Origin of the sequence: Streptomyces griseobrunneus, assembly GCF_046713465.1 — a bacterium.
GTDB classification, from domain to species: Bacteria; Actinomycetota; Actinomycetes; order Streptomycetales; family Streptomycetaceae; genus Streptomyces; species Streptomyces microflavus.
Genome location: NZ_CP177080.1, coordinates 7020026 through 7045890 on the forward strand (window position 1 = coordinate 7020026; position 25865 = coordinate 7045890).

The 25865-nt window shown below is 70.7% G+C and carries 21 protein-coding genes and 5 pseudogenes; 15 read left to right on the forward strand and 11 right to left on the reverse strand.

The features are described from left to right. Positions 1–47: 47 nt before the first annotated feature. Complete coding sequence (locus tag ACK8N7_RS31995; protein WP_403215844.1) at positions 48–743, reverse strand: pyridoxamine 5'-phosphate oxidase family protein; 696 nt, start codon at positions 741–743, stop codon at positions 48–50. Positions 744–778: 35 nt separating this feature from the next. On the opposite strand from ACK8N7_RS31995, the gene ACK8N7_RS32000 reads away from it, so the two are divergent. Next, positions 779–2110 carry an aminotransferase class I/II-fold pyridoxal phosphate-dependent enzyme gene (locus ACK8N7_RS32000; protein WP_403215846.1) on the forward strand — a complete coding sequence of 444 codons (1332 nt, stop codon included), beginning with the start codon at positions 779–781 and terminating at the stop codon, positions 2108–2110. A gap of 95 nt (positions 2111–2205) precedes the next feature. Here the strand turns inward: ACK8N7_RS32000 and ACK8N7_RS32005 are convergent, their stop codons facing one another. Then, entirely contained in the window at positions 2206–3237 is a 1032-nt protein-coding gene (locus ACK8N7_RS32005; RefSeq protein WP_403215847.1) for a DMT family transporter, read from the reverse strand. Positions 3238–3310: 73 nt separating this feature from the next. Here ACK8N7_RS32005 and ACK8N7_RS32010 point away from each other — a divergent pair, with 73 nt between their 5' ends. Next, positions 3311–4234, forward strand: coding sequence for a LysR family transcriptional regulator (locus ACK8N7_RS32010; RefSeq protein WP_015607243.1), 924 nt, complete (start codon positions 3311–3313; stop codon positions 4232–4234). On the opposite strand, the gene ACK8N7_RS32015 is transcribed toward ACK8N7_RS32010, so the two are convergent. Beyond that, positions 4235–4708, reverse strand: a complete 474-nt coding sequence (locus ACK8N7_RS32015) for a pyridoxamine 5'-phosphate oxidase family protein (protein WP_403215849.1) — start codon at positions 4706–4708, stop codon at positions 4235–4237. 131 nt (positions 4709–4839) lie between these two features. Here ACK8N7_RS32015 and ACK8N7_RS32020 point away from each other — a divergent pair, with 131 nt between their 5' ends. Further along, on the forward strand, positions 4840–5508 hold the full coding sequence (locus ACK8N7_RS32020) for a cysteine hydrolase family protein (protein WP_500444676.1): 669 nt from the start codon (positions 4840–4842) through the stop codon (positions 5506–5508). Between the two features lie 21 nt (positions 5509–5529). Here the strand turns inward: ACK8N7_RS32020 and ACK8N7_RS32025 are convergent, their stop codons facing one another. The 4 genes from ACK8N7_RS32025 to ACK8N7_RS32040 all read right to left on the reverse strand — a co-directional run bounded on the left by ACK8N7_RS32025 (position 5530) and on the right by ACK8N7_RS32040 (position 9608). Continuing rightward, the gene (locus ACK8N7_RS32025; protein WP_500444677.1) at positions 5530–5976 is read right to left on the reverse strand and encodes a Rieske (2Fe-2S) protein; all 447 of its coding nucleotides are present in this window, start codon (positions 5974–5976) and stop codon (positions 5530–5532) included. A 121-nt stretch (positions 5977–6097) separates the two neighbouring features. Then, positions 6098–6451 (reverse strand): UBP-type zinc finger domain-containing protein, encoded by a 354-nt coding sequence (locus ACK8N7_RS32030; RefSeq protein WP_500444678.1) that lies wholly within the window; start codon positions 6449–6451, stop codon positions 6098–6100. After that, complete coding sequence (locus ACK8N7_RS32035; RefSeq protein WP_403215857.1) at positions 6448–7935, reverse strand: ATP-binding protein; 1488 nt, start codon at positions 7933–7935, stop codon at positions 6448–6450. The genes ACK8N7_RS32030 and ACK8N7_RS32035 overlap by 4 nt, the downstream gene beginning before the upstream one ends. Beyond that, positions 7932–9608 (reverse strand): NAD(P)/FAD-dependent oxidoreductase, encoded by a 1677-nt coding sequence (locus tag ACK8N7_RS32040; protein ID WP_403215859.1) that lies wholly within the window; start codon positions 9606–9608, stop codon positions 7932–7934. The genes ACK8N7_RS32035 and ACK8N7_RS32040 overlap by 4 nt, the downstream gene beginning before the upstream one ends. Positions 9609–9777: 169 nt before the next feature. Here ACK8N7_RS32040 and ACK8N7_RS32045 point away from each other — a divergent pair. Next, a pseudogene (locus ACK8N7_RS32045) lies at positions 9778–9885 on the forward strand (TetR family transcriptional regulator); the annotation flags it as partial. Positions 9886–10137: 252 nt separating this feature from the next. Here ACK8N7_RS32045 and ACK8N7_RS32050 read toward each other — a convergent pair. After that, positions 10138–10434 (reverse strand): hypothetical protein, encoded by a 297-nt coding sequence (locus ACK8N7_RS32050; RefSeq protein WP_500445955.1) that lies wholly within the window; start codon positions 10432–10434, stop codon positions 10138–10140. Between the two features lie 377 nt (positions 10435–10811). Between ACK8N7_RS32050 and ACK8N7_RS32055 the strand changes: the two are divergent. Together ACK8N7_RS32055 and ACK8N7_RS32060 are read left to right on the forward strand one after the other, a co-directional pair. Then, positions 10812–10922 (forward strand): annotated as a pseudogene (locus tag ACK8N7_RS32055) (HipA family kinase); the annotation flags it as partial. Positions 10923–11145: 223 nt separating this feature from the next. Continuing rightward, positions 11146–11604, forward strand: a pseudogene (locus tag ACK8N7_RS32060) (IS110 family transposase); the annotation flags it as partial. A gap of 149 nt (positions 11605–11753) precedes the next feature. Here the strand turns inward: ACK8N7_RS32060 and ACK8N7_RS32065 are convergent. After that, positions 11754–11954, reverse strand: coding sequence for a hypothetical protein (locus ACK8N7_RS32065; protein WP_500445957.1), 201 nt, complete (start codon positions 11952–11954; stop codon positions 11754–11756). 408 nt (positions 11955–12362) lie between these two features. Here ACK8N7_RS32065 and ACK8N7_RS32070 point away from each other — a divergent pair. After that, positions 12363–13112 (forward strand): annotated as a pseudogene (locus tag ACK8N7_RS32070) (transposase). Between the two features lie 20 nt (positions 13113–13132). Here ACK8N7_RS32070 and ACK8N7_RS32075 read toward each other — a convergent pair. Continuing rightward, positions 13133–13938, reverse strand: a pseudogene (locus ACK8N7_RS32075) (IS5 family transposase). Positions 13939–14455: 517 nt separating this feature from the next. On the opposite strand from ACK8N7_RS32075, the gene ACK8N7_RS32080 reads away from it, so the two are divergent. The 3 genes from ACK8N7_RS32080 to ACK8N7_RS32090 all read left to right on the forward strand — a co-directional run bounded on the left by ACK8N7_RS32080 (position 14456) and on the right by ACK8N7_RS32090 (position 17007). After that, positions 14456–15274, forward strand: a complete 819-nt coding sequence (locus tag ACK8N7_RS32080) for an alpha/beta fold hydrolase (RefSeq protein WP_500444679.1) — start codon at positions 14456–14458, stop codon at positions 15272–15274. A 118-nt stretch (positions 15275–15392) separates the two neighbouring features. After that, the gene (gene def / locus ACK8N7_RS32085; protein ID WP_403215865.1) at positions 15393–16010 is read left to right on the forward strand and encodes a peptide deformylase; all 618 of its coding nucleotides are present in this window, start codon (positions 15393–15395) and stop codon (positions 16008–16010) included. A gap of 97 nt (positions 16011–16107) precedes the next feature. Beyond that, entirely contained in the window at positions 16108–17007 is a 900-nt protein-coding gene (locus ACK8N7_RS32090; protein ID WP_500444680.1) for a phosphatase PAP2 family protein, read from the forward strand. 103 nt (positions 17008–17110) lie between these two features. Here ACK8N7_RS32090 and ACK8N7_RS32095 read toward each other — a convergent pair whose 3' ends face one another. Continuing rightward, a complete protein-coding gene (locus ACK8N7_RS32095) occupies positions 17111–17983 on the reverse strand; it encodes a catalase (RefSeq protein WP_500444681.1) in 873 nt (290 codons plus the stop codon). Positions 17984–18076: 93 nt separating this feature from the next. Between ACK8N7_RS32095 and ACK8N7_RS32100 the strand changes: the two genes are divergently transcribed. The 5 genes from ACK8N7_RS32100 (at position 18077) to ACK8N7_RS32120 (ending at position 25662) form a co-directional block, all read left to right on the forward strand. Next, on the forward strand, positions 18077–20857 hold the full coding sequence (locus tag ACK8N7_RS32100; protein ID WP_500444682.1) for an AAA family ATPase: 2781 nt from the start codon (positions 18077–18079) through the stop codon (positions 20855–20857). 51 nt (positions 20858–20908) lie between these two features. Continuing rightward, the gene (locus ACK8N7_RS32105) at positions 20909–22435 is read left to right on the forward strand and encodes a GMC family oxidoreductase (RefSeq protein WP_500444683.1); all 1527 of its coding nucleotides are present in this window, start codon (positions 20909–20911) and stop codon (positions 22433–22435) included. Positions 22436–22506: 71 nt separating this feature from the next. Next, complete coding sequence (locus ACK8N7_RS32110; protein WP_403215874.1) at positions 22507–23928, forward strand: aldehyde dehydrogenase family protein; 1422 nt, start codon at positions 22507–22509, stop codon at positions 23926–23928. Positions 23929–23947: 19 nt separating this feature from the next. Further along, a complete protein-coding gene (locus tag ACK8N7_RS32115; RefSeq protein WP_500444684.1) occupies positions 23948–24553 on the forward strand; it encodes an antibiotic biosynthesis monooxygenase in 606 nt (201 codons plus the stop codon). Continuing rightward, positions 24550–25662, forward strand: a complete 1113-nt coding sequence (locus ACK8N7_RS32120; protein ID WP_500444685.1) for an NAD(P)-binding domain-containing protein — start codon at positions 24550–24552, stop codon at positions 25660–25662. The genes ACK8N7_RS32115 and ACK8N7_RS32120 overlap by 4 nt, the downstream gene beginning before the upstream one ends. Positions 25663–25865: the final 203 nt, after the last annotated feature.

The following is a 25865-nucleotide window of genomic DNA, read 5'->3' on the forward strand; positions in this document are numbered from 1 at the left end:
GCGTAGTGCCGAGGCTCCGGGCCCCGCCTTCCTCCGGATGGCCGGGATCAGAGAGCGCGGAGGTAGTCCGGTACGCCGATGGCCGGGTCCAGGTCGTCCGCCGGGACCGGTGGTGCGTAGCCCCGGGTGAGCGGCACGATCCCGGTCCAGTGGGGGAGGTCGATGTCCTCCGGCTCGTCGTTGGGGCCGCCGGTGCGGACCTTCGCGGAGACCTCGTCGAGGTCCAGCCGGATCACCGCCGTCGCGGCCAGCTCCTTGGCGTCGGCCGGGCGCGCGTCCCGGGAGCGGCCGGGGACGGCCTGGTCGACGATCGCGTCGAGGGCGATGCGCCGCTCCTCGGGGTCGGTCACGGCGGTGGCGGTGCCGTGCACCACCACGGAGCGGTAGTTCAGCGAGTGGTGGAAGGCGGACCTGGCCAGCACCAGGGCGTCGACATGGGTGACGGTCAGGCAGACCGGCAGGCCCGGGTCCGCGGCCCGGGCGTTCCGCAGCGGCCGGGATCCGGTCGACCCGTGGACGTACAGGCTCTCCCCGACCCGGCCGAACATGGTCGGCAGCACGACCGGCGCCCCGTCCCGGACGAAGCCGAGGTGGCAGAGGTAGGTCTCGTCGAGTATCGAGTGGACCAGCTCACGGTCGTAGGAGGCGCGCTCCTTTGCCCGGGTGGGGACCGTGCGGCCGGTGGGCGTGTAGGGGGCGGTGACGCCGGGGCCCGTGGTGTCGGGCGGTGCGGTGTCCTGCATTGCGTACTCCATTGCACTAGTGCATACTGTTGTTTGTGCTAGGAGAGTATCGGATCAGTGGGCGGCGCGCATCGGAAATCGCCGCCAGTGTGGAGCGCGGGGTCGGTTCCGGAGACCTCGCACCCGGTCATGTGCTGCCCCCGATGCGGGAGTTGGCCGCACGACTGGAGGTCAACCCGAACACCGTGGCGGCCGCCTACCGGACGCTGCGCGAGCGCGGAGTGATCGAGACGGCGGGCCGGCGGGGGAGCCGGGTGCGGCCGCGTCCGGCCAGTACCCCCCGCGGCTCCCTGCGCATCGAGGCACCGCCGGGCGTACGTGATCTGGGCGAGGGCAACCCCGATCCGGCCCTGCTGCCGGCGCTCGGCCCGGCGCTCGCCGCGGCCGCCGCGATCGACGCCGGGCACCCGGTTCTGTACGGGGAAGCGTCCGTGGTTCCGGAGTTCGCCGCGTACGCACGGGGAGCGATGGACGCCGACGGGGTGCCGGAGGGGCCGGTCGTGGTGACCTCCGGCGCCCTCGACGCCATCGAGCGGGTGCTCGCGGCGCACCTGAGGCCTGGCGACGCGGTGGCGGTGGAGGACCCGGGGTGGGGCAGTGTGCTCGACCTCGTACCGGCGCTCGGGCTGCGCGCCGTACCGGTCGGGGTCGACGACGACGGGCCGCTGGTCGCGGACGTGGAGCGGGTGCTGCGGGCCGGGGCGCGGGCGCTCGTCGTCACCGACCGGGCGCAGAACCCCACCGGCGCCTCCGTGAGCGGGCGCCGCGCCGGGGAGCTGAAGGCCGTGCTCGCCCGCCACCCGGACGTGCTGCTGATCGAGGACGACCACGGCCACGCCATCGTGGACCTGCCGCTGCACCCGCTGGCGGGCACCACGGACCACTGGGCGTTCGTCCGGTCGGCGGCCAAGGCGTACGGGCCCGACCTGCGGGTCGCCGTGCTCACCGGGGACGCGGTCACGGTCGACCGGGTCGCGGGCCGGCAACGGCTGGGGCCCGGCTGGGTCAGCCGGCTGCTCCAGCGTGCGGTGCTCCACCTGTGGACCTCCGACGCCGTCGACACCGCCGCTGTCGCGCGGTCCTACGCGGAGCGCCGTGACGCCCTCGTGCACGCCCTGGCGGAGCGCGGGGTGGTCGCCCGGGGGCGCAGCGGGATGAACGTGTGGGTGCCCGTCAGCGACGAGACCGGGGCCATCGCCCGGCTGCTCCACGCGGGCTGGGCCGTGGCCCCCGGGGCGCGCTTCCGGATGGCCGCGCCCCAGGCGGTGCGGCTCACCGTCTCCCCGCTGACGGCTGCGGACATCGGGCCGCTGGCGGACGCGGTGGCGGCGGCGGCCGGGCCCGCGCGGCCGGTGACGTACGGCTGAACAGCCTTGCCGTGCGGGGTGGTCAGGTCCGGCTGAGGCATCCTGCCGTGCACGGCGGGCAGGCCCGGTCCGAGGCGCCAGGCCGTGCCGGGCGGTCAGGTCCTGCTGAGCCGCTCCGTCCGGTCGCCTGCGGTACGGGCCCGTGCCGCAGGCGACGGGCGGCTCTGGGTGAGGGCCGCGCCCGCCAGGACGATCAGCGCGCCCACCGGGGTGTTCCAGCTGAGCTGTTCGCCGAGCAGGGCGACGCCCGCCGCGGTGGCGATCACCGGGATGAAGTAGGTGACCATCTGCCCGGTCGTCGGGCCGACCTCCTGGACCAGCCCGTACTGGAGCAGGACGGCAAGACCCGTGCCGAGTGCGCCGAGCGCCAGGACGGAAAGGGTCGGCAGCAGCGGGAACGTCTCCGGGGCCGAGGTGAACACCGGTGTCACCACGGCTAGTTGCAGCGTCCCGACGAAGAGCTGGCTGCCGGTGAGCGTCAGCGTCGACGAGCCGGTCCCGGCCAGCGTACGGCGGACGTAGATCCAGCCGACCGCGTAGCTGAACGATGCCAGCAACGCCATCCCCGTGCCGGGCAGGTCCAGGCCGGAGAAGCCCTGCCAGGCACCCAGCACCGTCAGCACGCCGAGGAAGCCGACGCCCAGCCCCGCGACGCGGCGGCGGGTCGGGCGGTCCTCCGAGAGGGCGACCGCCGAGAGGGCCATGCCCCACAGGGGTGAGGTCGCGTTGCAGATGCCGGCGAGGGTGGAGGGGATGGTCAGTTCGGCGTACGAGAAGAGGGAGAACGGCAGCGCGTTGAGGAAGAACGCCGCCACGGTGATGTGCCCCCAGGTCCGGGCCGAGCGCGGCAACTGCTCGCGGCGCATGGCCATCGCGACGGCCAGGACGGCGGTCCCGGCCAGCAGCCTGCCGAGCGTGACCTGGAACGGCGCGTACCCCTCGGTGCCCACCTTGATGAGCAGGAAGCTGAACCCCCAGATCAGGGAGAGCGCGGCGAACCGGATCCGCCAGTCCACGGCCGGGCGCGGGGCGCCGGGGGCCGGCTGGAGCGGAGCGGCGGGACCGGACGGGAGTGGGGGCGCGGACGCGGCCGGAGGGGCGATGGACTGCTGGCAGGGGGCGCTCATGGCTCAACGATGACGAAAAGCACTGCTTAGAACAAGCGAGAGTTTCTGCGCCCATTCGCGTAGCATCGCTTACATGTTGAATCTGGAGCGGCTGCGCACGCTGGACGCCCTCGCCCGGTACGGCTCCGTCAGCGGGGCCGCCGGGGGGCTGCATGTCACCACGTCGGCGGTCTCGCAGCAGATGGCCAAGCTGGAGCGCGAGGTCGGACAGCAGCTGCTCGCCAGGAACGGCCGCGGGGTCCGCCTCACCGACGCGGGCCGGCTGCTCGCGGATCACGCCGCGCGGATCCTGTCACAGGTGGAGCTCGCCCAGTCCGACATCGAGGCCCAGCGGGGCGAGGTGGTCGGCGAGGTGACGCTCTCCGCGTTTCCCACGGCGGCACGCGGACTGCTGCCCGCCACGCTCACCGCCCTGCGCGCGGACCACCCCGAACTGAGGGTCCGGACCCGGGAGCTGGAGCCGGAGCAGGGGCTCCTGGCGGTACTGCGGGGCGATGTCGACGTGGCCGTGGCGCTCGACTGGAGCAACAAGCGGCTGCCCGTGCCCGGCGGCCTGACCAAGGTCGAACTCCTCGACGACGCACCGGACATCGCCATGCCCGCCGGGCATCCGCTGGCGGACCGGGCCGAGGTGGAGCTGGAGGACTTCGCGCAGGACGAATGGGTCTCCTGGCCCGAGGGCGAATTCTGTTACGAGTGGCTCATGTTCACCCTTCGCTCCCGGGGGATCGAACCGCGCATCTCCCACCTGGCCGGAGAGCACCACACGCAACTCGCCCTGATCGCAGCCGGGTTCGGGGTCTGCGTGGCGCCCCGGCTGGGCCGGGGCCCTGTTCCCGAGGGGGTCTCCCTGGTGCCGGTGCGGCAGACCATGCGCCGTCACATCCACGCCGTCTGGCGTACGGACGCCGACCGCCGCCCCTCGGTCCGCGCCGCAGTCGAGTCGCTGCGTGCGGCGGGGCGGCGCGTGGCGGCCGGGGCGCCCGCGGTGGGGTGACTACCGTCCCAGCCCCGCGAGTTTGCGGAAGTCCCACGAGGTGATGGTGTCCGGGGTGAGCCGCAGCCAGGCGTGGCGCCCGTCGTGCGGCATCTCCGTCATCCCGAAGTACTTCGCCGGGAACAACCGCTCCGGTACGTCGAGTCCGGGGCACGGCTCGCCCGTGCGCGGGGCCTCGCCGACGAACTCCGCCGTACCGGACAGCTCCACGCCGCGCAGTTCGTCGTACGCCTCCCCGTCGTCGACCACGACGGCGATCCGCGGGTCCGCGCGCAGCTGGGACCAGCGCAGGCTGCGGGTGATGGAGTACAGCCAGAGCGAGGAGCCGTCCCAGACGAACCAGAGCGCGCCGATGTGCGGAGCGCCGTCGGCGGCGAGCGTGGCGACCCGGCAGGTCCGCTGCTCGCCGAGGTAGGCGTCCCGCTCCCCGGGGGTCATCATGATCCGGCGGCCGCGTCGCTGGGTGTCGGTCATGCGGTGTCCTCCCCTTGTCATCTGACGATGTGTCAGAAATCATGGGGGCATCTTCCGTGCGGCGCAATGCCGTTCGCCGTGCGGAAGACGCAAGAAGCGAAACAGGCAGAAGCAGCAGAAGGAGGACCGCCGTGGCGTCCGGAGCATCCCAGGAACGGCTCGCCGCGCTGCTGGCCCCCGCCACCACCGTACTGCTGACCGTCGAATGCCAGCAGGGGGTCGTGGGGCCGGACAGCGCCCTGCCCGAACTCGCCGGGGCCGCCCGCTCGTCGGGCGCGCTCGACAACATCGCCCGGCTGGTCGCCGCCGCCCATGAGGGCGGGGTCCAGGTCATGCACGCCGTCGCGGAGAGCCGCCCCGACGGACGCGGCGCCAACCGCAACGCCCGGCTCTTCCGCGCCGCCGCCCGTCTCCCCGTCCAGCAGCACGCCGGTACCACCGCCGTACGGGTCGCGGCGCCCATCCAGGTCGCGGACGAGGACCTCGTCGTACGCCGGCTGCACGGGCTCTCGCCGCTCGCCGGTACCGACGTCGACGCACTCCTGCGCAACCTCGGCTGCCGCACGCTCGTCGTCACCGGGGTCTCGGCCAATGTCGCGATCCCCAACGCGGTGTTCGACGCCGTCAACCTCGGCTATACGGCCGTCGTCCCGTCCGACGCGATCGCGGGGGTGCCCGCCGAGTACACCCCCGCCATGATCCGCAACACCCTCGCCCTGGTCGCCACCATCGCCACCACCGACGACATCCTGGGCCACTGGAAGGCGCCCCGCAGGCGGGCCGGGGTTACGCCGAGGTGATCGAGTGCGGGTGGGCGGGCGCTACGCCAGGGTGATCGAGTCGCCCGCCACCGAGATCTCCCGCGTGGGCAGCGGCTGGGTGGCGGGTCCGCCGGTGGGGCTGCCGGTCGCCGCGTCGAACGTCGAATTGTGGCAGGGGCAGGTGATGACGTTGTCCACAACGTCCTTGACCGCGCAGCCCTGATGGGTGCACGTGGCCGAGAACGCCTTGAACTCACCGGCGCTCGGCTGGGTCACCACGACCTTCTGCGCGGCGAAGACGACCCCGCCGCCCTCGGGGATGTCCGCCGTTTTCGCCAGGACGGCCCCGCCCGCACCGCCGCTCCCCGGCTGCTCGACCGACTCCGCGCCCCCCGACCCGTCCGAACCCCCGCAGGCGGTGAGTGCGGCGGCCGCCCCGGCCGCACCCACCGCCAGGACGACGGTGCGGCGTTCGAGGAGGATCCGGCGCTCCTGCGTTGCGCTCATCGTGGCAATTCCCTTCATCCGTATCCATGAATGTGCCCTTCGGCCATGGATACGGAGAGCAGGGCGCCGGTGTTCAGGGCGAGCCGTCGCTCGGCCGGCCTGCCGCGCTCGGGCGCTACGGTCAGGGGTGCAGCAGCCGCTGCCAGTCCTCCGGGACGCGGTCGGACGGGCCGGGGGTCGGCTGGTCGGCCGGGTGGGCGTCCGGCGGGGCCAGTCCCGGGCCGGACTCGTGCAGGTCGCCGGTGGCGAAGTTCCAGTACCACTCCTCGCCCGGTTCGAAGCTCTGCGCCAGCGGATGCCCGCTGGACCTCCAGTGAGCGGTGGCGTGCTGCCCGGGTGACGAGTCGCAGCAGCCGACGTGCCCGCACTGGGCGCATCTACGCAGGTGGAACCACCAGCCGCCCGTCGTGTCGCAGTCCGCGCAGCCGCTGCCGCTGGGTGGGGTGCTCGGGTCGACTCCGTCGATCTCGGTCATGAGGACTCCTCGGATGTACTCGATCCATCTTCGGTCCGGGCATCGGTCCCCGCATCAGGGGCGGTCAGCGGCAGCAGCACCCGGAACCGGGTGTCGCCCGGCACGGACTCGACCTCCAGGCTGCCGTGGTGCTTGTTGACGACGATCCGCCAGGAGATGTCCAGCCCCAGCCCCGTACCCTGACCGACCGGCTTGGTCGTGAAGAACGGGTCGAAGATGCGGCCGCGGATCTCCTCGGGCACCCCGGGACCCGTGTCGCGGAACTCCACCAGCAGGCGGTCGCCCTCCCGGGCCGTGCGCACCGTCAGCGTGCCCTCACCGCCGGCGCCCCCGATCGCCTGTACCGCGTTGTCGACGAGATTGGTCCACACCTGGTTCAGCTCCGCCGGGTACGCGGGCACCTGGGGCAGGGAGCGGTCGTACTCCTTGACCAGGCGGATCTGCGGGCCGATCTTGCCCGACAGCATCAACAGCGTGCTGTCGAGGAGTTCGTGGACGTCGACGTCGCGATGCGGGGCCCGGTCGAGCTGTGCGTACTGCTTCGCCGCGTCGACCAGATGCGAGATGCGCGTGGTGGAGTCGTGGATCTCATCCATCAACAGCTCGGTCTCGACCGTGTAGTTGAGCCAGCCCACCGCCCCGGGCAGGATCTCCTCGTCCACCGTCACCGCGACCTGGTCCAGCCACTCCGTGTCCAGCCCCGCCTGCACGAACGTGGGTGCGATCCGCCAGCCCTCCGACACCCCGTGGTCCTCCAGCCAGTCGCTGATCCCGTCCTCCCGGTCGGCCGCCTCCAGAGGGCTCAGCACCGGCGCCTTGGCAACGCGTTCGGCGGTACGTTCCTGGATCTCGATCAGTGAGGCCAGTGCCTCGCGCGAGTACGTGCCCTGCGCGATAAGGGACAGCTTGTGCCGCATCCGGCCGACCCGTTCCCGCAGCGTCGCCGTCGCACGGACCGCGGCCGCCGCCGGGTTGTTGAGCTCGTGCGTCAGTCCCGCGGACAGGGACCCGAGGGCCAGCAGGCGCTCGCGCTGCCCGATGGCCCGCTGGGTGTTCCTGGTCCCGAAGAACAGGCCCTCCAGCAGGTGCGCCGCCATGGGGAACCACTCCCGCATGACGTCCGCGAACGACTGGGCGGGCAGGACGAAGAACCGCGTCGGCTCCGTCACCCGCATCGAGTTGTTGTACGTCTGGGGAACCCGGTCGCCCAGATAGGCCTGCATCGCGCCCGAGTACACGCCGCGTTGTGAGGTGCGGGTGACCTCGACGTCATCCCCGCCGACACGGCGGGAGAGGACCACGGTGCCCTCGATCATGACGTAGAAGCATGTGGCGGGGTCGCCCTCGGTGTACACGGGACCGGGCTCGAAGCGTTCCACGCGGCCCTCGGCGCACAGTCTCCCGAGCTGTTCGGGGGAGAGCTTCTCGAACAGGAAGAGTGACCCGATCTCCTGCCGGTCACATGGCAGGACCTGTGCGTTCACGACTGCTCCAGATACCGGTGGACGAGCATCACGGCCATCGCGCCCTCGCCCACGGCGGACGCGACGCGCTTCGCGGACAGGGCGCGGGCGTCACCCGCCACGAACACGCCGGGGGCGCTGGTCTCCAGGTGGTACGGGGGCCGGTCGAGCTCCCAGCCGACCGGTGGCCGTCCGTCCGGCGTCAGGTCCGGTCCGGCGAGGATGAAGCCGTACCGGTCGCGCAGCACCGTCCCGTCCAGCCAGTCCGTCAGCGGGGCCGCGCCGATGAAGACGAACATCCACTGCACGTCGACCGTCTCGCTGCCGCCGGTCGCCTCGTCCCTCAGCGTCAGGCGCTCCAGGTGCTCCGCCCCATGGGCCTCGCCGACCACCGTCCGGGTTCGGACCGTGATGTTGGGGGTCTCCTCGATCTGCTGGATCAGGTAGTAGGACATCGACGCGGTGAGGGACTCGCCGCGCACCAGGAGGGTCACCGACTTCGCCCCTCGTGAGAGGAACACGGCCGCCTGCCCGGCGGAGTTCGCCCCACCGACGACGTACACGTCCTGACCCTCGCAGGACGACGCCTCGGTCAGCGCGGAGCCGTAGTACACCCCGCGTCCCGTCAGGTCGTCGCAGCCCGGCGCGCCGAGCTGCCGGTAGGACACCCCGGTCGCCAGGATGACGCTGTGCGCGGCGACGGCCGAGCCGTCGGAGAAGCGCACCACACGGGCGGCGCCCTTGGCCTCCAGCCCGGTGACCTCACGGGCAGTGAGGATCTCCGCTCCGAAACGGGTCGCCTGACGTCGGGCGCGGTCCGTGAGCTGGGCACCGGAGACACCGTCGGGGAAGCCGAGGTAGTTCTCGATCCGGGAGCTCTGACCGGCCTGGCCTCCTGTCGCAGACCGCTCGACCAGCACCGTGCGCAGTCCCTCGGAAGCTCCGTAGACGGCTGCACCGAGCCCGGCGGGACCGCCGCCGATCACCACGAGGTCGTAGAACTCGGCGCTCGGCGCGGTCGCGAGACCGACGTGCGCGGCGAGGTCCGCCGGCTCCGGTTCGGTCAGTACCGTGCCGTCCGGGGTGAGGACCAGCGGCAGGCGCCGGCCGTCGGCACCGGCCGCCTCCAGCAGCCGGCTCCCCTCGGGCTCGTCCGAGGAGTACCAGCGGTAGGGCACCTGGTTCCTGGCCAGGAACTCGCGTACCCGTGAGGAGGGAGCCGACCACCGGTGCCCCACCACCTTCGTCGCCGGTACCGGCCGGAAGTCGCTGGAGCGCCACGCCGTGAGGAGGTCGTCCACGACCGGATAGAGCTTCTCCTCCGGCGGGTCCCAGGGCTTGAGCAGGTAGTGGTCCAGGTCGACGACGTTGATCGCGTCGATGGCGGCGTCGGTGTCCGCGTACGCGGTCAGGAGCACCCGCCGCGCTCCGGGGTAGACGCCGATGGCCTCTTCCAGGAACTCGATGCCGTTCATCTGCGGCATCCGGTAGTCCGCCAGGATCACGGCGACCAGATCCCCCCGCAGCTTCAGCTCCCGCAGTGCATCGATGGCCGACCCCCCGGACTCGGCCCGCACGATCCGGTAGTCGCCCCCGTACCTGCGCCGCAGATCCCGCGCGATGGCCCGCGACACCCCGGGGTCGTCATCCACCGTCAGAATGACGGTCCGTCCTGCGTCGGTGGCCTGCGCCATGGTCCTCCGCCCTGCGACGTGCGCGCCTTTCGAGCTGCCCGCACCGGCTCGCCCATCGTAGGCTCGATCGCCGGGCCCCGCTCTCCGGCGCGGAGCAGCCGGGCCACAGCCCGCCCGTCGATCTGGTGAGGCAGTCATGACAGCAGCTGTCATTGCGTGCGATGGGGCCATGGGACGGTGGGCGCCTGACGGGACAGGTCGACTGGAGCAAGCGGCGTTGGACCTGTTCAGCGAGGTCGGTTACGAACAGACCACGGTGAAGCAGACCGCGGAGCAGGCAGGACTGACGGAGCGGACCTTCTTCCGTCATTCCAGCGACAAGCGCGAGGTCCTCTTCCCGCAGTCGCAGCCCTGGAGGCGGCTCTCGTCGCTGCCCTGCGCGAGGTCCACGCGGAGCAGGGTCCTGGGCGGTGGTGGTGCGGAAGTAGTGACCTGCGTCGATGTCGTCGAGCAGGGTCGGGTGAGTGGGCTCCCAGCCGAGAAGCTCGCGTGTCCGCTCACCGGAGGCGGGCTGGTCGACGACAGAGGATCATTCCCAGGAATCCGAAGTGCTGCGGCTCCTTGGGCGCGACGGGCACATCCAGGTGCCGGCCGATGGCCTCGGCGATGTCCCGGCTGCCTTCTCCAGGGCCAGCCGGTACGCGCGGGCGGTGTCCAGCCGGTGCATCGCCGGCCGGCGGCTGCTGCCGTCGCCGACATGGCCGGAGACACCCGTCCGGCGGGCCACGTCGATCAGGTTCGCGATGAAGCCGTGGTCGCCCTCGCCGTGGTTCGTCCGCGGAGGCCGTACGACCGCGGACCGCACGCCCTGGTCCGCGAAGCCCACCGCCGGCCCGTCGGCGGCGGCGCGTGCGGAGGGTCCGTTCTCCTCCAGCGCGACATCGAGATCGGTCCTGATTCCGTCGCCCTCGGTTGCGACGTTCCCGGAACGACCGGGGTTCCGCCCGTCACGACGAACGGCTTGCCGGACCCCGCGAAGGCGCGCGCCCGCCGACGCGAGGGCGGCGGCGCCGCGCGGCCGGGGGGCGGGCTCCGCCTCGGTGGCCCGGACGCTCCTCGTCGGCGATCAGCCTTGGTCACTATGCTCGCTTCATGCCGGAAGCCGGCAGTGAGCGGCGCGGCACCGGAGGGGTGTTGTACGGCTCCACGCCCCGCAGAAGTTGTCCATGGATTGCAAGGCTGAAGAGATTGGTGGCCTGGGAAGTGCTGGAAGAGGTCACCGCGACCCGCTACGTCACGCCCCTGCGGGAGGGCGGCTCGCTCCCGGGGATCGTCGAGGCCGACGATCTCGGTACGTATGTCATGAAGTTGTCTACCTGGTGGCGCTGAGCTGCGGATTTGCGATCCTACGGGCCCCTGACCTGCGTGGATGTGTCTTTCGCTGTCTTTCAGTTTCGTGCTGCGTTATGTAGCCGATTCTCCCCACGCGCTCCCCACGCCTTCGAATACTCCCCAGATTCTCCCCAGGGGTGCTGATGTCGCGAGCACTGTGCCTGGGGCGGGCGGGTGTTCGCTGGCTGTATAGCCAGCACGCAGAGTGATCACGGAGCGCCGTGCCGACCCCCGTCAGCGGCTGACGGAGTTGAGTTTGCGAGGCAGGCGCTGGCGGTTTCCGGTCCCACATAAACTCGGTACAGCGAGTATCCCGGCTACCGAAATCGGCTACCGCCAACTTTTGCAGTGGGCTGATCGGTTGGGCACTGTACGGCGGGCCGGGGTTGTGGGGACCGGGAGTTATGGAGCTTCCCTGTCTCGATATCTCCGTGACCGGAACGTCGTGGTCATCGAGGTGAACTGGCCGGACCGCTCGCTTCGCCGACGGCAGGGGAAGTCTGATGCGGTTGATGTGCAGGCTGCTGCCATGGCAGTACTGAGTGGCCGCGCACACGCCTTCGCCAAGTCCGGTGATGGGCCAGTGCGGATCGCCCGCTTGTGCAAGGTGGCCAAAGACTCTGCCGTCAAAGCCCGCACCCAGGCCACCAACCAGCTGAAGGCGGTCTTGGTCACCGCCGATCCGGCGCTGCGGGAGGGACTGGCCGGATTGAACCGCCGGCCGCTGATCAGCGCCTGCGCGGCGTTGAGCGAAGAGGCCGGGGACCACGATCCTGTCCGGCAGGCCACGCGGTTCATTCTGTGCTCGCTGGCTCAGAGGGCTGCGGCTTCCCGGCCTTGCTGCGGCGTGATGTTGAGGCTTTGTCGTGTCGGTGCGGGTGCGCGGAGAAGCTTTCGGGGGATGTCGTCGAAGGTGTGGAGTCCGGTGGCGTCGCCGGTGGTGCGGCGCAGGCGCCGGTCGTTGAAGGTGAGGGTTTCCTCGCCGTACCGGCAGGTGTGGTCGAGGGGTTCCATGGTGAACGTCAGCCCGCGGTCCTGTGCCTTTCCGGGGATTCGTCGGAGGTGCCGACGAGGACACGCCATTCGTCGCGGTCTTCGGTCGGTACCCACATGCGGGAGATGGTGTGCGGCTTGTTCTGTGCCGGGATGCGCATGGGTATGAGCCGCCGTCGGCGCGTGAGGCCACGAGTTCGTCGATCTCGGTGTGCCGTTTCTGCGGGATGCACAGGGCGGGCAGTTCCCAGAGTGCGTGGGCGCGCCCGCATGCCTGCCGGTCGTGTCCCGTGGCGGGGCAGCGGCGTTCACTGAGCGTTTTCAGGGTGACCACTGATCGAGTGACGGTGGAGGTGCCCGCAACGCACGAGGTCCCCGTGCCGTTGAGGGAGGTGTTCGACGTCTCAACTCGTCAGCGCAGGAGCCCCGTTGGTTATCCATCCTGCCGCACTCGACCTCCCCCACGCTCTGGTCGAGTGGGTCACCATGCTCATCGTCACCCGCGAGGGGGAGCGCCGCTGCAAGCTTCCTCCGCACCAGCGCGCGCTGGTCGGCCTGGTGTACCTGCGCAAGCACGACACCCTCGCGCAGATAGCCGACGGCTTCGGCATCTCCGTCGGCACCGCCCACGCCTACACCTGCGCCGTCATCGCTCTGCTTGCCGACCGGACCCCGGGCCTGCTGAAGGTCCTGCGCACGAATGATCCGGACTATGTCCTGCTGGACGGCACGTTGGCGGAGTGCGACCGCATCGGCGACAGTACGGCCGACTACTCCGCCAAGCACCGCCGCCACGGCGTGAACGTGCAGGTCGTCACGGACCCGACCGGAAGGGTGCTGTGGATCTCGCCGGCGCTGCCCGGCCGGTGCCACGACCTGACCGCGGCCCGCACCCACCGGATCATCCGGATCTGCACCCGGTAGGGGATTCCCGTCCTTGCCGACCGCGCCTACCAAGGCGCTGGACCGTGGGTGACCACCGGGAAGAAGCGACCGCCCGGCGGAGAACTGACTGCAACCGAACGCACCGTCAACCGAGCCCTGGCCGGAGCAAGAGCACCTGTCGAACGCGGCATGGCGCGGCTCAAGACCTGGCGGATCTTCCGGAGATCCCGCTGCAGCCCGAACCGAATGACGTCAATCGCCAAGGCTGTCCTCACCCTGGAGCAGCACCGCTGAAAAAGCTCACTGAACCTCTTTCATCCTCTGTAGTCGCAGGTCAGTAGGGTGTGGACGGCCTGGACGATGGTGCCGATACGGCGGGTGGAGCATCGGGCTCGTCGGAGGATTCGCCAGGTCTTCAGTTGTGCGAAGGCGCGTTCGCCAGGAGCTCTCAGCCGGGCGTGGTCCCGGTTGAACTGCTGGTAGTGCTCGGGCTGTTCGCGGTGGTGGTGGTAGGGGGTGCGGAAGGTGGCGCCGGCGCCCTGGTAGGCGCGGTCGGCCAGGACGAGGATCTGTCGGGTGAGGCACGCCTGGACGATGCCGTGGGCGCGGGCGGAGGTCAGGTCGTGGGTGCGGCCGGGCGTCGCGCGGGAAAACCACAGAGGGGTGCCGTCCGGGGCGGCGATGACCTGCACATTCATGCCGTGCTTGCGGTGCTTTTGCGAGTAGTACGGCTCGTCCGCGCGGATTCGGTCGGTGGGATCAGGGTGCCGTCGACGATGACGTGGTCGCCCTCGCCGAGGCCGGTGAGGGCTTCGTGGAGTCCGGGCGCCCAGGAAGCCAGGACGTCCAGAGTCTCGTCCACGTACCGCCAGGCGGTGGCCTGGGATATCCCGAAACCCGCTCCGAGCTGAGAGAACGTCTCGTTCTTACGCAGATGGACGAGTGTGAGCAGTGCTTGCTTGAAGCAACCGAGCTTGCGCCAGCGGGTGTTGCGTGCCAGGCGGTGCTCGTACAGCAGCCAGGAAACATGCTCGACGAGCTCGTGAGGGACGTCGAGCATGGCAGGATACGGAACCAACAGGGCCTCTTCGATCACCGGTGTGTTGAGTGAGATCACCACGCCAACGACGAGAGGCCCTGTCTCGTCACCACACCTGCTGACCAGCCCGTTCACCTGCCAGCACAGGATGAAAGAGGCTCACTGAAGCGGCTGCATTTCCAGCACTGGAGGTGGCGGACCAGAACGACCGTGCCGCCCTCGTTGAGGATCTTTCCGAGGGCGCCCATGTCGGCCTGGCTCATGGCCTGCCGACGCCGGTTGGCGTTGGTGGACAGGAACGTGCCGCATTTACTCCCTGTTGAACGCCCTTTGAGTGAGCCGACCAGAGTGGGAGGTGCCAGCCGATCACGGCCCTTTCCGCCATGGGAGGGGCTTCTCATCCCGTTCGTTTCGGCGGTGCGAGCCGCACAGGCGTGGTTGATGTGGTGCGGGCAGACACCGTTGGTGTCGTTCGTCGTATTCGTTCTGCACCCAGGACCCGGGAAGCCGGGTGCCTTGTCGTTTGGCTGCGGGGCCACCTGCATCGGCATCTCCCGTTTCTTAATGCCCCTTCCCTAACCCTTTACGGAGCGATTCCATGACCTACTCGTACGCCCCCCGTCCCGTCCCCCTTCCTTCCGCGTCGCTGGCCACGCCCGACCATCCGCCCTCCGCCGTGGCCGCACGCCGACAGGAGGCCGGAGCCAGGGCGACCGTCGTTCTGGTCCACGGCGCCTTCGCCGACGCATCGAGCTGGAACGCCACCGTCACGCGGCTGCGCCTCGCCGGATACCCGGTGGTGGCACTGGCCAACCCGCTGCGTGGCCTCGACTACGACGCTGCTTATGTCCGCGGGCGACTCCACGCCGTGACGGGTCCGAAGATTGTGGTCGGTCATTCCTATGGCGGCGCCGTCATCACCAATGCCGCTGCGGGCGCGCATGAGGTGAGGGCCCTGGTGTACGTCGCCGCCTTCATTCCGGAAGACGACGAGACCCTCGGCACCCTGATGGAGCAGCACCCGGATTCCGCGATTCCGCCGCTGCCTCAGCAGACCTTCTCCTACACCCTGGCCGACGCGACCACGGGGACGGACGTCTTCCTCGACCCCGTGAGGTTCCGTGCGTCCTTCGCAGCCGACGTTTCCGAGGAGGAGTCCGCGTTGATGGCCGCCTCCCAGCGTCCCGTTTCCGTCGCTGCATTCGGTCAGCCCACCCGGCAGGCCGCGTGGAAGAAGCTGCCCTCCTGGGCCCTGATCGCCACTGAGGACCAAGCCATTGGAGCGCCCCTGGAACGCTTCATGGCGGAGCGGGCCGGGGCTCGGATCACGGAGGTCGCAGGCTCCCATGCCGTCATGGTCAGTAACCCCGGCGCGGTGAGCCGCATCATCGAACAGGCGGATCTGGCCACCCGCTGATCCCGAGATCTCTGCGCCGCCCGGTGCGGACCTCGGACCGCAGTCCCCTGCCATGGCTCACGCGCTTGGTACGAGAGCCCGCAGAACTCCCGCCACCACCCCGCGAAAGGCCACCCAGATGTCCCGGATAGCTTCCGACCGTTCCGTCGAGCGTTCCCTTCCCGCAGAGGCGGCGGGCGGGGTCTATCGAGAGATCACGGAGATCGGAGCACCGGTTCTCCACCGACGCTGCGCGGACGTCACTGAATTCGGCACCGAAGAGTTGTCCCGGCTCCTGCGGGACATGTTTTTCACCATGCATGTCGCCCACGGAGTGGGCCTCGCCGCCAACCAGATCGGTGTCGACTTGCGGCTGTTCGTCTATGACTGTCCCGGCGAACAGGGCGAGCGTCATATCGGGCATATCCTCAATCCCGAACTCCGTTCCACCGGCGACGGCTCTCTTCTCACCCGCAGGGAGGGGTGCCTGTCGGTTCCCGGAGCAGCCCGGGAGCTGACCCGATCCGCCGACGTCACCGTGTGGGGCCAGGACTGGCGGGGGGACTCCGTCACGCTGTCGGCGACCGGTCTCTTCGCCCGCTGCCTCCAACACGAGACCGACCACACCGACGGCACTCTGTACGTCGACCGGCTCACGCCGGAGGACAGGCACCACACCCTGACGCAGAGGGACGACCACCGCGCCGCAGCCCTCGCCGAGCGCGCCCAGCGGGCGCGCTCGATGGCCGGAGGCTGAAGGACAACTCGTGCGAAGAGCCCTGCCCGCTCCTCGCTCGCCCACGGCCGACTCACCGCTCCTGGCACTCGCCGGACGAAACGGAATCCGCACCACCATGCCGCAACCCACTCGCCCCAAGCCGCCGGACCGTCCGCCGACCCCGGCCGCGTTCCCCGCATCCGCCGGTGCCGGCCCCTCACCACGACGGGAGCGACCTCGTCACGGACTCGTCAGTACCTCTCCCGTCACGCTCCTTCTCGCCTTCGCCGGCCTCTATCTCCTCGCCGTGTGGACGCCCCTCGGCCAGGCGGCGGAGAACGCTCTGGTGCGCGGCTACGCCGACGACGCGCGAATCCTCGCGCTGACCGAGTCCTGGGGACTGCCGCCCTTCACGAATGAAGAGGCGACGCTCTTGGCGGGCGCGGCCCTGATCGTCGTGGTCGCCGCGCTGCGTCGACGCTGGCGGGAGGGCTGCGCGGCGCTCGTGACGGTGGTGGGCACACTCGCCGTCACGGAACTCCTCAGCAGGTTCGTTCTCGGTCGCCCCGATCTGGTGCACGCACCGCAATCCTTGATCGCGCCGAGCTTTCCCAGTGGGCACGTCGCCATCGCCGTGGCGCTGGTCCTCGGCTGCGTCCTCGTTGCGTCGGCGAGCGTGCGCCCGTACGTCGTCGCCGTGGGCTGCCTGTGGATCGCGGTCACCGTCGGAGGCGTTCAGTCGCTCTACTGGCATCGCCCCAGCGACGTGCTCGGTGCCACTCTCCTGGCTTGCGCCTGTTACGGCCTCGCGGTGCGGCTCCTGAAGATGGCGACCGTGCCCGCTGCCACGCGGTCACGCGCCCGGCTCCCCCTGGCCGTCGCCGCCGTCGGTGCCCTACTGGCGAGCTCACGCGAGGATGCTGTGGCGCGTCCGCTGGTGTTCGCCGCGGCTGCGCTCGCCTGTGCTGCGCTGGTGCACGTCACCGTCCTACCCCCGTCGTCCGTCACCCGCGCACCGCGTGCGCATCGTGAGTAACGTGATGCGCCTGCGCCGGCGGGTACGGCGAAGGCCGGTGGAGATCCAGGAGATCTTCACCGGCCCGGGAGGACATGAAGGGCAGCGGCTTGCCGCGATGGCCCTATGCGGCGCGGCGCCTGCGCGCCGCTTCGTAGGCCGCGCTGCGGTCCTTCGACAGTTGGTCCCGCGGCGCCACCACGCCAGCGGGCAGCCGCAGGGGGTCGAACGGCGGCTCCGTAGAGGGCTCTTGGGGGCCGGTGAGGGTGAGGGAGCCGAGCGGGACCGTCTCCGTGCCGGTCCACAGCCGGGTCGGGTCGTGCAGCTCGTCCGTCTGGTCCGGAAGGTGGGCGGTCAGTTCGAAGCGGGCCGGCAAGCGTGCGGCAAGGTCCCGGGTGAGGTAGTCGTGCGGCAGTGCCAGAGCCTGTTGCGGTTCCAGGGACGGCAGCGGTTGGAGGGGCTTCAGGCTCAGGCGTACCCAACGGGTGCTTCCCGCTCCGTCCGTCAGGCCGAAGGTGTGCACGGCGTGGTAGGTCACCCCGGTGAAGCTCGTGACGGGCCGGGCCTTCTTGGCGAAGCCCAACGCGGTGGCGGCCTCGGGGTGGTCGCGCAGGAACGCAGGAACGGCCGCGGGGTCACCGGACCGAGTGGCCCGGAGAAATTCGACCAGGTGCGCTCCGGTGCGGACGAAGAAGACCGGCAGGGTGAAGGTGACGAGATCCAGGTCCCCGACCCGGATCGCGAGACCTTGGTCTCCGGGGTCCCCGTCGTGCCCGCCGGAGCCGCCCAGGGTGGTGGAGAAGCGGGCCGTCGCCGGCGTACGGGGTGCGGCGAACACCGACGCGGTACTCAAATCGGCTGCTTGGGGTGAGGGGATGAATGCGCCCTGTGCCCAGGTACCGCGGGCGTGCAGCAGTCGCTGCGAGGGAGCCGCGTCGGTGGCCGCGGCCAGTTGTTCCACGAGATGAGCACCTGTGTCCTGCGTCTTGCTGTTCATGGCACAGACCGTAGGGACGGGGATTTGTCCAGCGCATCGGTCACCGTATCGGTCGCGCACAAGCACACAACGATGTTGTACGGATGGCGGGAAATGACTCTTTACGGTCGCGGCAAGGAAGTGACGGAGCTCGACAACATGCTCCACGCAGCGCGGAAGGGCGTGGGGGCTGCGCTGATGGTCTGGGGAGAGCCCGGCATCGGGAAGAGCGCGCTGCTGGACAGCACGACCGCCGCTGCGGCCGACTTCACGGTACTGAGCTGTCGCGGCACCAGGATGGAGTCCGGGCTGGCCTTCGCCGCGCTGCACGAGCTGCTCTGGCCGGCGGTGGACCTGATCGACACCCTGCCCGCGCCGCAGGCGGCCGCGCTGCACGGGGCGCTGGGACACAGCGGGGAGGCGGCGGATCGCTTCCTGATCGGGGTGGCCACCCTCACCCTGCTCTCCGAGCTTGCCGGTGAGAAACCGGTGCTGATCACCGTGGACGACGCGGAACTCCTCGACGGGCCGACCGCCGAGTGCCTGTCCTTCGTCGTGCGCAGACTGCGCACCGAGCCGATCGCCCTGCTGCTCGCGGGAGACAGCGATCCCGCGACGGACGGCCGGTGGGAACTGCTGCCCGGCTTGGAGCTCACCCCGTTGCCCGACACCGACGCCGGCGATCTCGTACGCCACCACAGACCCGGTGCGGACGAGACGGACGTGTACCGGACGGTCCGGCTGGCCGCCGGGAATCCGCTGGCACTGCGCGAGCTGCCGTTCGCCCGCGAGACTGCCGGGGAGGTGGGGGAGGCGGGCGATGCGACGGAACGCGTCCCCGTCGGCCCCCGGCTGCGGCGCGCCTTCGGGGTGCGTGCCGCCCAGCTCTCCCCCTGCGCGCAGACAGTGCTGCTGGTCGCGGCGGTCGAAGACCTGGGCGACCACCGCACGGTGCGCGAGGCGGCGACCGCACTGGGTGCCGGACCGGCCGCATGGGACGAGGCCATGCGTTCCGGGCTCCTCCTGGTTGCCGACGGGCGGGTACGGTTTCGGACGCCGCTGCTGGCCGCCGTGGTGTACGAGCAGGCACCGTTCGCCCAGCGGCAGCCGGCGCACCGTGCGCTCGCCCAGGCCCTGCAGGGCGCGGACGGCACCGACCTGCGGGCCTGGCACCTGGCCGCCGCGGCCGACACCGCCGACGAGGAGGTGGCCGCGCTTCTGGAGCACTGCGCGCGCAACGGCTGGACACGGGGCGGCTACGCGTCGGCGGCGCGTGCGCTGTGCCGGGCGGCCGAACTGTCTCCCGTACCCACGGACGCGGCTCGGCGGTACGCGTTGGGTGCGCTGGCCACCTGGGGAGACGGGCAGGTCGGTGCGGCACGAGAGTTGCTCGACCGGGCCGACCGCCTTTCGGACGCGGAGACGGTGGTCCGCGAGAGCGAAGGGCTGCGGGGCATCATCGAGTTCGCGCACGGCGACCAGGCAGAGGCGCACCGGATGTTGCTCCACGCCACCCGTTCGGTGTCCGATCCGGAGAAGGCCGTGCAGCTGGCATGCCTGGCGGTACGGGCCGGCTGGTCGGGCGGCTCCACGGAGCGCCAGGCCGAGGCGCTGCACCGGCTGGAGGAACTGGCAGGCGACGCGCGAGCCGCTGAAGCTGAACTCCTTCCCATGATCAGGAACTGGTGGGGCGACGGGCCGGGCCCCGGCATGACGGCCCCGGCCGACGAGGCATTCGCTCAACTCACCAAGGCTTCATGGCAGTTGATTCCGCCCGCGCCACTGGCCGTGGCGTGGGGCGTGGAGCAGCCGCTGGCCAGGGCGTATCAGAAAGAGTTGGAGGTGCTGCGGCGGACCGGGGAAGTCAGCCCCTTGGTGCTGACCGTCCCGCAGACGGCCACGATCGACATCGTGCTCGGGCGGTGGACGGAGGCGGCGGCCAACGCCACCGAGACCCTCCACATGGCCCAAGAGATAGGCGCAGACCACGCGGCTTCACAGTGCCGCAACACGCTCGCGTGGCTGGCCGCCCTGAGAGGCGACGAATCCTCCGTCGCTGAACTCACGTCCAGGACGCTGGAGTTGTCGGTACCACGAGGGGGGCGTGCGCTGACGGCCGCCGCCTACTGGAACCGGGGCATGGCAGCCCTGTTCGCGGGACGCGCCCAGGACGCCCTGGAGATCCTGCTGCGGCTGGCCGAACCTGGGCACCGGGCGGCACACACCACGTTCGCACTGCTCGCGGCCGCCGACACGGTGGAAGCGGCGAGTAGCGCGAGCCGTCCGGAGGACGGAGCGGACGCGCTGCGATGCCTGAAGAACTGGGCGGAGCACACTGGGGCGGCCTGGGCCGTGGCGGCAGCATGGCGTGGCCAGGCGCTGCTGGCGGAAGGAGATGCCGAGGACCTGTTCGTACGTGCCCTGACCGTTCCAGGCGCGGCGCAGCACCCCTTCGCCCACGCACGCACCCGCCTGCTCTACGGCGAATGGCTGCGGCGTGCCCGTAGACGGACCGACGCCCGTGTCCAGCTGGCGGAAGCAGCGGAGGTCTTCCAGCGGCTCGGCGCCGCCCCCCTGCTGGCACGTAGCCTGCACGAACAGGAACTGACGGGCCAGCGCCTGCGCCGAAGCGAACCGGACCGCGACAGCCTGGAACCCCTGCTCACTCCGCAGGAGCTGCGGGTGGCCAAACTCGCCGCCGACGGCCTGACCAACCGTGAGATCGCCGCCCAGCTGCTGATCAGCCCCCGGACGGTGGGCCACCACCTGTCCAACGTCTTCCCCAAGCTCGGCATCGTGGCACGCGCGGAGCTGGCCCGAGTGGACTTCGACAACGGGCTACGGCTGCTGGACCACCACACCGGACCAGCGGCAGGCCGACGACCTGCACAGTGACCGATGCGGTGACCGATTCCGAGCAGGCTGGGACTTCCTAACGTGCTCCTCATGGACAACGAAACGCAGCAGCACGAGACCCGATCCCTGCCCACGCTCGTGGTGGGGGGCGGATCGGCCGGGGCCGTGCTCGCCGCCCGACTCAGCGAGGACCCCGCCCGCCGGGTCCTGCTCCTGGAAGCGGGTCCCGCGTACGATCCGGGCGCCTACCCCGAGGAGGTTGCCAGCAGCAGCCTCCTGGGCGCCTACACCGGCCACGACTGGGGCTACCTCTCGGAGCCGGGCCACATCGGCCGTCGCGTCGCCGCCTACCGGGGCAAGGTCCTGGGCGGCAGCTCGGCGGTCAACGGTTCCGTCGCCGTCCGGGCACTGCCCTCCGACTTCACCCGCTGGTCCCGGCGTGGGCTCAAGGGCTGGTCGTACGAAGATCTGCTGCCCGCGTTCAAGGCGCTGGAGAGCACCGAGGCCGGCCACGACGACCTGCACGGCCGCACCGGTCCGCTCCCGGTCCGCCAGCTCACCCGCGAGGACCTCAGCCCCATGGAACGCGCCTTCGTGGACGCGGCCCTGGCCGACGGCATCCGCCCGGTGGACGACTTCAACGGCACGGACCCGGAGGGCGTGGGCCCCTACCCGATGAACGTCCGCAACGGCGTCCGGGTCAACACCGGCATGGCCTATCTGACCGAGGAGGTGCGGGCCAGGCCCAACCTGACCCTGCGCGCCGACGTCCTCGTCGACCGGGTGACCTTCGACGACGGGCGAGCCACCGGTGTCATCCTCGCGGACGGCACCCGGGTGCCCGCCGGGGAAGTGATCCTCAGCGCGGGCACCTACGGCAGCGCGGCTATCCTGCTGCGCTCCGGCATCGGCCCGGCCGAGGACCTCGACGCTCTCGGCATCCCGGTCGTCGCGGACCTGCCCGTCGGCCTGCGCCTCCAGGACCACCCCTTCTACTACAACGCGTACGCCGCCCACCCCGACCGGATCGGCGACCAGACCCCGGTGATCGGCGCCAAGGTGTGGACCGCCAGCTCCGAGGCCGCCGAAGGCGAACTGGATCTGCACCTCACCGCCACCCACCTCTTCGACCACAGCACCAGCCCCACCGGCGTCGGCTTCGTCATCGCGGTCGCGCTGGTGGACCCCGCATCGCAGGGCACTCTGACCCTGGCCAGCCGGGACCCGCAGGATCCGCCGCGCATCGACCTCAACTTCCTCGCCGAGCCGGGGGACCGCCGACGGCTGACCGAGGGCATCAAGCTCGCCCGCCGGCTCGGCGCCACCCAGCCGCTGGCCTCCCTCGTCGAACGAGAGCTCAACCCGGGTCCGCAGGCGCAGAGCGATGCTGAGATCGAGGCTTCGATGCTCGCCACTCTCGACACCTACCACCACCCCACGTCGACCGCCCCGATGGGACCGGACGACGACCCGACGGCCGTCACCGACCGGCTCGGCGCGGTGCGCGGGGTGCCCGGCCTGCGCGTGGTCGACGCCTCGATCTTCCCGGACGTCCCGTCAGCCGCCACCAACCTGACCGTCATCGCGGCGGCCGAGCACATCGCCCGCCAGATCTGACCCCCCAACCCGCAGCCTTTACTGGCGGGCTCAACTCCGCTTCTCCCAAATCCGGTTAAGGAACATCCGCAATGCAGCACGCCCGCAACTTCATCGACGGCCAGTGGACCGACTCCGCCAAGAAGGCCCAGTCGCTGAACCCGTCCACCGGTAAGGTCCTCGGCACCTTCGCCGACGCCGGAGCCACGGAGGCCGCCGCTGCCATCGCCGCCGCCCGCCGCGCCTTCGACACCACCGACTGGGCGCGCGACCGCAACCTGCGCGCCAGGGCCCTGTTCGAGATGGCCGACCGCCTCGAGGCGCGGCGCGAGGAGTTCGTCACGCTGCTCGCCCGGGAGAACGGCAAGATCCTCAGCGAGGCCGCCTTCGAGATCGACCTCACCGTGCCCAAGCTGCGCTACTACGCCGCACTGGCCCTGAGCGACCACGGCAGTTCGGGCGAGGTCCGCCCGGGCCTCTACTCCATGACGCTCCGCGAGGGCGCCGGCGTCGCCGCCGTCATCGCACCGTGGAACTCACCGGTCGTCCTGGCGGTCCGCTCCTTCGCCCCCGCCCTGGCCGCCGGCTGCACCGTGGCCATGAAGCTGCCGGGGCAGACCGGTCTGGTCAACGGCCTGCTCAGCGAGGTGATCGCGCAGACCGAGAGCCTCCCGGCCGGAGTGATGAACGTCTTCACCGAGTCAGGCAACGACGGCGCGCCCCTGCTCATCACCTCCCCTGACGTCGACGTCATCAGCTACACCGGCTCCACCGTGGTCGGCCGCCTCATCGCGGCGAACGCCGCCCCCACACTCAAGGCGCTCTCCCTGGAACTCGGCGGCAAGAGCCCGATGATCGTCTTCGACGACGCGGACCTCGACCTCGCCGTACCGGTCCTCACCAAGGCCGTCACCACCTTCACCGGCCAGTTCTGCATGACCGGCAGCCGCATCCTGGTGCAGAGCGGCATCGCCGACGAGTTCCGGCGACGGATGACCGCCTCGCTGGCCGCCGTCAAGGTCGGCCCCGGCGACGATCCCACCAGCGAGATGGGTCCGCTGATCGACGAGCGCAACGCCCGTCGCGTCGAGGATGTCGTCGCCGACGCCGCCTCGTACGCGAAACTCCTGGTCCAGGGCCAGCGCGACGGCGCGTTCCTGCACCCGTCGCTGATCGAGGTCGAGGACCTCGCCGCGCCGATCGTGCAGCAGGAGGTCTTTGGCCCCGTCGCCACCTTCGAGGTCTTCGACACTGAGGCCGAGGCTGTCGTACGCGCCAACGCCACCGAGTTCGGCCTGGCTGCGTCCCTGTGGACCCGTGACGTCGACCGCCCGCTGCGCGTCGGACGTGAGATCCAGGCCGGCACGGTGTGGACCAACACGTGGGCCATCGTGCACGACATGTTCGAGGAGGGCGGCTTCAAGCAGTCCGGCATGGGCCGGCTCAACGGCATGCGCGGCCTGGAGGAGTTCCAGGAGACCAAGCACTACGTGCATGCCGCCCCGCGTGCGTGACCGCACCGCACCCGCACCTGTGTCTGACGGTTTCGGCGGTACGGTCCTGGCGGGCCGCGCAGATGTGGCACTTGTTGCCGCGCGTACGGTCGAGCCGGGCCACGAGGACGCCTTCCAGGAGTGGGCACGGGGTGTTCTGGCTGCGGCCTCCACCGCACCCGGCAACCTGGGCGGCGGCCTCTTCCACCCGGCCGAGGACGGTGCTCCGTGGGTCTTCGTACACCGCTTCCGTGACCACGAGGCGCTGCAGCAGTGGATCGATTCCCCGCAGCGCGCCGCGTTTCTCACCCCGTACGAGGGGCACCGCCACACCGAGGTCGCACGACGGGAACTGGGCGGCCTGGAGGGGTGGTTCACCGAACCGGGCCGGGCGGCCGTCGCGCCGCCCCGCTGGAAGACGGCGGTCGCCTCCGCCCTCGGCATCTTCCCGATCTCGCTGCTCGGCAGCGTGTACCTCACGCCTCGTCTGACGGCGTTGCCAGAAGTCGCCCGCACGGCCGTGTTCGTCGCGCTGTTCAGCGTGCTGATGACGTACGTGGCGATGCCCACCGTCACCCGAATCTTGCGCCGGTGGCTCAGCCCCGGCGCCCCACCTCGCAGAAGCAGAAGAAAGAGACTCGCATGACCACCGCAATTATCGGAACTGGCAACATCGGCGGACGGCTCGCGGCCAACCTGGTCGCGGGCGGCGAACAGGTGCTGCTCGCCGCCCGCGACCTCACGAGCGCGCAGAAGCTCGCAGACTCGCTTGGCGATACGGCGACCGCGGTGACAGTCGACCAGGCCGTCGAGCGGGCGGACGTGATCGTTCTCGCCGTGTGGCTCGACGCGGCGAAGGAGCTTCTCGTCCAGTGCGGCGACAGGCTCTCGGGCAAGATCCTTGTCGACCCCTCCAACCCGATCGCCCCGGACGGCAACGGTGGCTTCGTCAAGACGATAGACGCCGAGGAGTCCTCCGGCCTGCTCCTGGCCGGCCTCCTGCCCGCGGGCGCCACCCTCGTCAAGGCATTCGGCACGCTCTCCGCGGACACCCTGGCCACCGCCTCCCGCCGCGTCCCCGAACCCGCGGTCGGCTTCTACGCCGCCGACGACGCCGCGGCGGGCGCGACGGTCGCCCGGCTGATCAGCGCGGCCGGCTTCGACCCCGTCCGCGTCGGCGCCCTCGACCAGTCGATCCGCATCGAGGTCTTCGGGGACCTCCACGAGTTCGGCGCCCTGGGCCAGGCGGTTTCCCGCACGGAGGCGTTCGCCGCACTGCCGCCGCTGACCCCTGCGGACAGGTTCGAGATCTTCGAGCAACTCACCCTCCACCAGCGGCGCATCGACAACGACGCGAGCCGCGCGTCGGTCGACAGCTACGTGGACCTGTACTGGCCGGAGGCCACCTTCACCGTCCACGACCTGCGGACCCAGACCTTCACCGGGCCCGAAGGACTGAAGAGCCTCTACGACTTCGCGCACAGCGTGTTCCCGCTGGAGAAGTGGTTCCACGACGTCGGCTGGTTCGAGATCGACGGCGGGGGCGACACCGCCGCCGTGACATGGCGCTGGCGCGTCAACTGGAAGGAGAGCAACGAGGGAGTGGTGTCGACCGGCACCTACCAAGACCGGTTCGAGCGGCGTGACGGAGTGTGGAAGGTGATCGACCGCATCTCGGATATCGACCCCAACTGGCCCGCCGCCCTGTTCCAGCCGTATTTGGACCGGCAGGACGAACTCTTCGCCTCCTCCTGATCCCGCAGTATCGGGGTACAGACCGGGCCGCTTCCTCCGTTGGCGAGGGAGCGGCCAAGCTCGCCGGCGTACAGCCGTGGGTGGCCTTCCCGTACGGGGTGAGTCGATCCGTGTCGGCTCCGCCCCCCTGCCTCCTTCGTGTCCGCGGACCACGAGACGGTCGTTCGGCCGCCGGGCTCTGGCGCGAGCGCGGTCTGCTGCGG

Coding starts and splice junctions, on each gene's coding strand:
- ACK8N7_RS31995 (WP_403215844.1), bottom strand. CDS start 743: ATGCAGGACACCGCACCGCCCGACACCACGGGCCCCGGCGTCACCGCC.
- ACK8N7_RS32005 (WP_403215847.1), bottom strand. CDS start 3,237: ATGAGCGCCCCCTGCCAGCAGTCCATCGCCCCTCCGGCCGCGTCCGCG.
- ACK8N7_RS32010 (WP_015607243.1), top strand. CDS start 3,311: ATGTTGAATCTGGAGCGGCTGCGCACGCTGGACGCCCTCGCCCGGTAC.
- ACK8N7_RS32015 (WP_403215849.1), bottom strand. CDS start 4,708: ATGACCGACACCCAGCGACGCGGCCGCCGGATCATGATGACCCCCGGG.
- ACK8N7_RS32025 (WP_500444677.1), bottom strand. CDS start 5,976: ATGAGCGCAACGCAGGAGCGCCGGATCCTCCTCGAACGCCGCACCGTC.
- ACK8N7_RS32030 (WP_500444678.1), bottom strand. CDS start 6,451: ATGACCGAGATCGACGGAGTCGACCCGAGCACCCCACCCAGCGGCAGC.
- ACK8N7_RS32040 (WP_403215859.1), bottom strand. CDS start 9,608: ATGGCGCAGGCCACCGACGCAGGACGGACCGTCATTCTGACGGTGGAT.
- ACK8N7_RS32065 (WP_500445957.1), bottom strand. CDS start 11,954: ATGGAACCCCTCGACCACACCTGCCGGTACGGCGAGGAAACCCTCACC.
- ACK8N7_RS32080 (WP_500444679.1), top strand. CDS start 14,456: ATGACCTACTCGTACGCCCCCCGTCCCGTCCCCCTTCCTTCCGCGTCG.
- def (WP_403215865.1), top strand. CDS start 15,393: ATGTCCCGGATAGCTTCCGACCGTTCCGTCGAGCGTTCCCTTCCCGCA.
- ACK8N7_RS32090 (WP_500444680.1), top strand. CDS start 16,108: ATGCCGCAACCCACTCGCCCCAAGCCGCCGGACCGTCCGCCGACCCCG.
- ACK8N7_RS32095 (WP_500444681.1), bottom strand. CDS start 17,983: ATGAACAGCAAGACGCAGGACACAGGTGCTCATCTCGTGGAACAACTG.
- ACK8N7_RS32100 (WP_500444682.1), top strand. CDS start 18,077: ATGACTCTTTACGGTCGCGGCAAGGAAGTGACGGAGCTCGACAACATG.
- ACK8N7_RS32105 (WP_500444683.1), top strand. CDS start 20,909: ATGGACAACGAAACGCAGCAGCACGAGACCCGATCCCTGCCCACGCTC.
- ACK8N7_RS32110 (WP_403215874.1), top strand. CDS start 22,507: ATGCAGCACGCCCGCAACTTCATCGACGGCCAGTGGACCGACTCCGCC.
- ACK8N7_RS32120 (WP_500444685.1), top strand. CDS start 24,550: ATGACCACCGCAATTATCGGAACTGGCAACATCGGCGGACGGCTCGCG.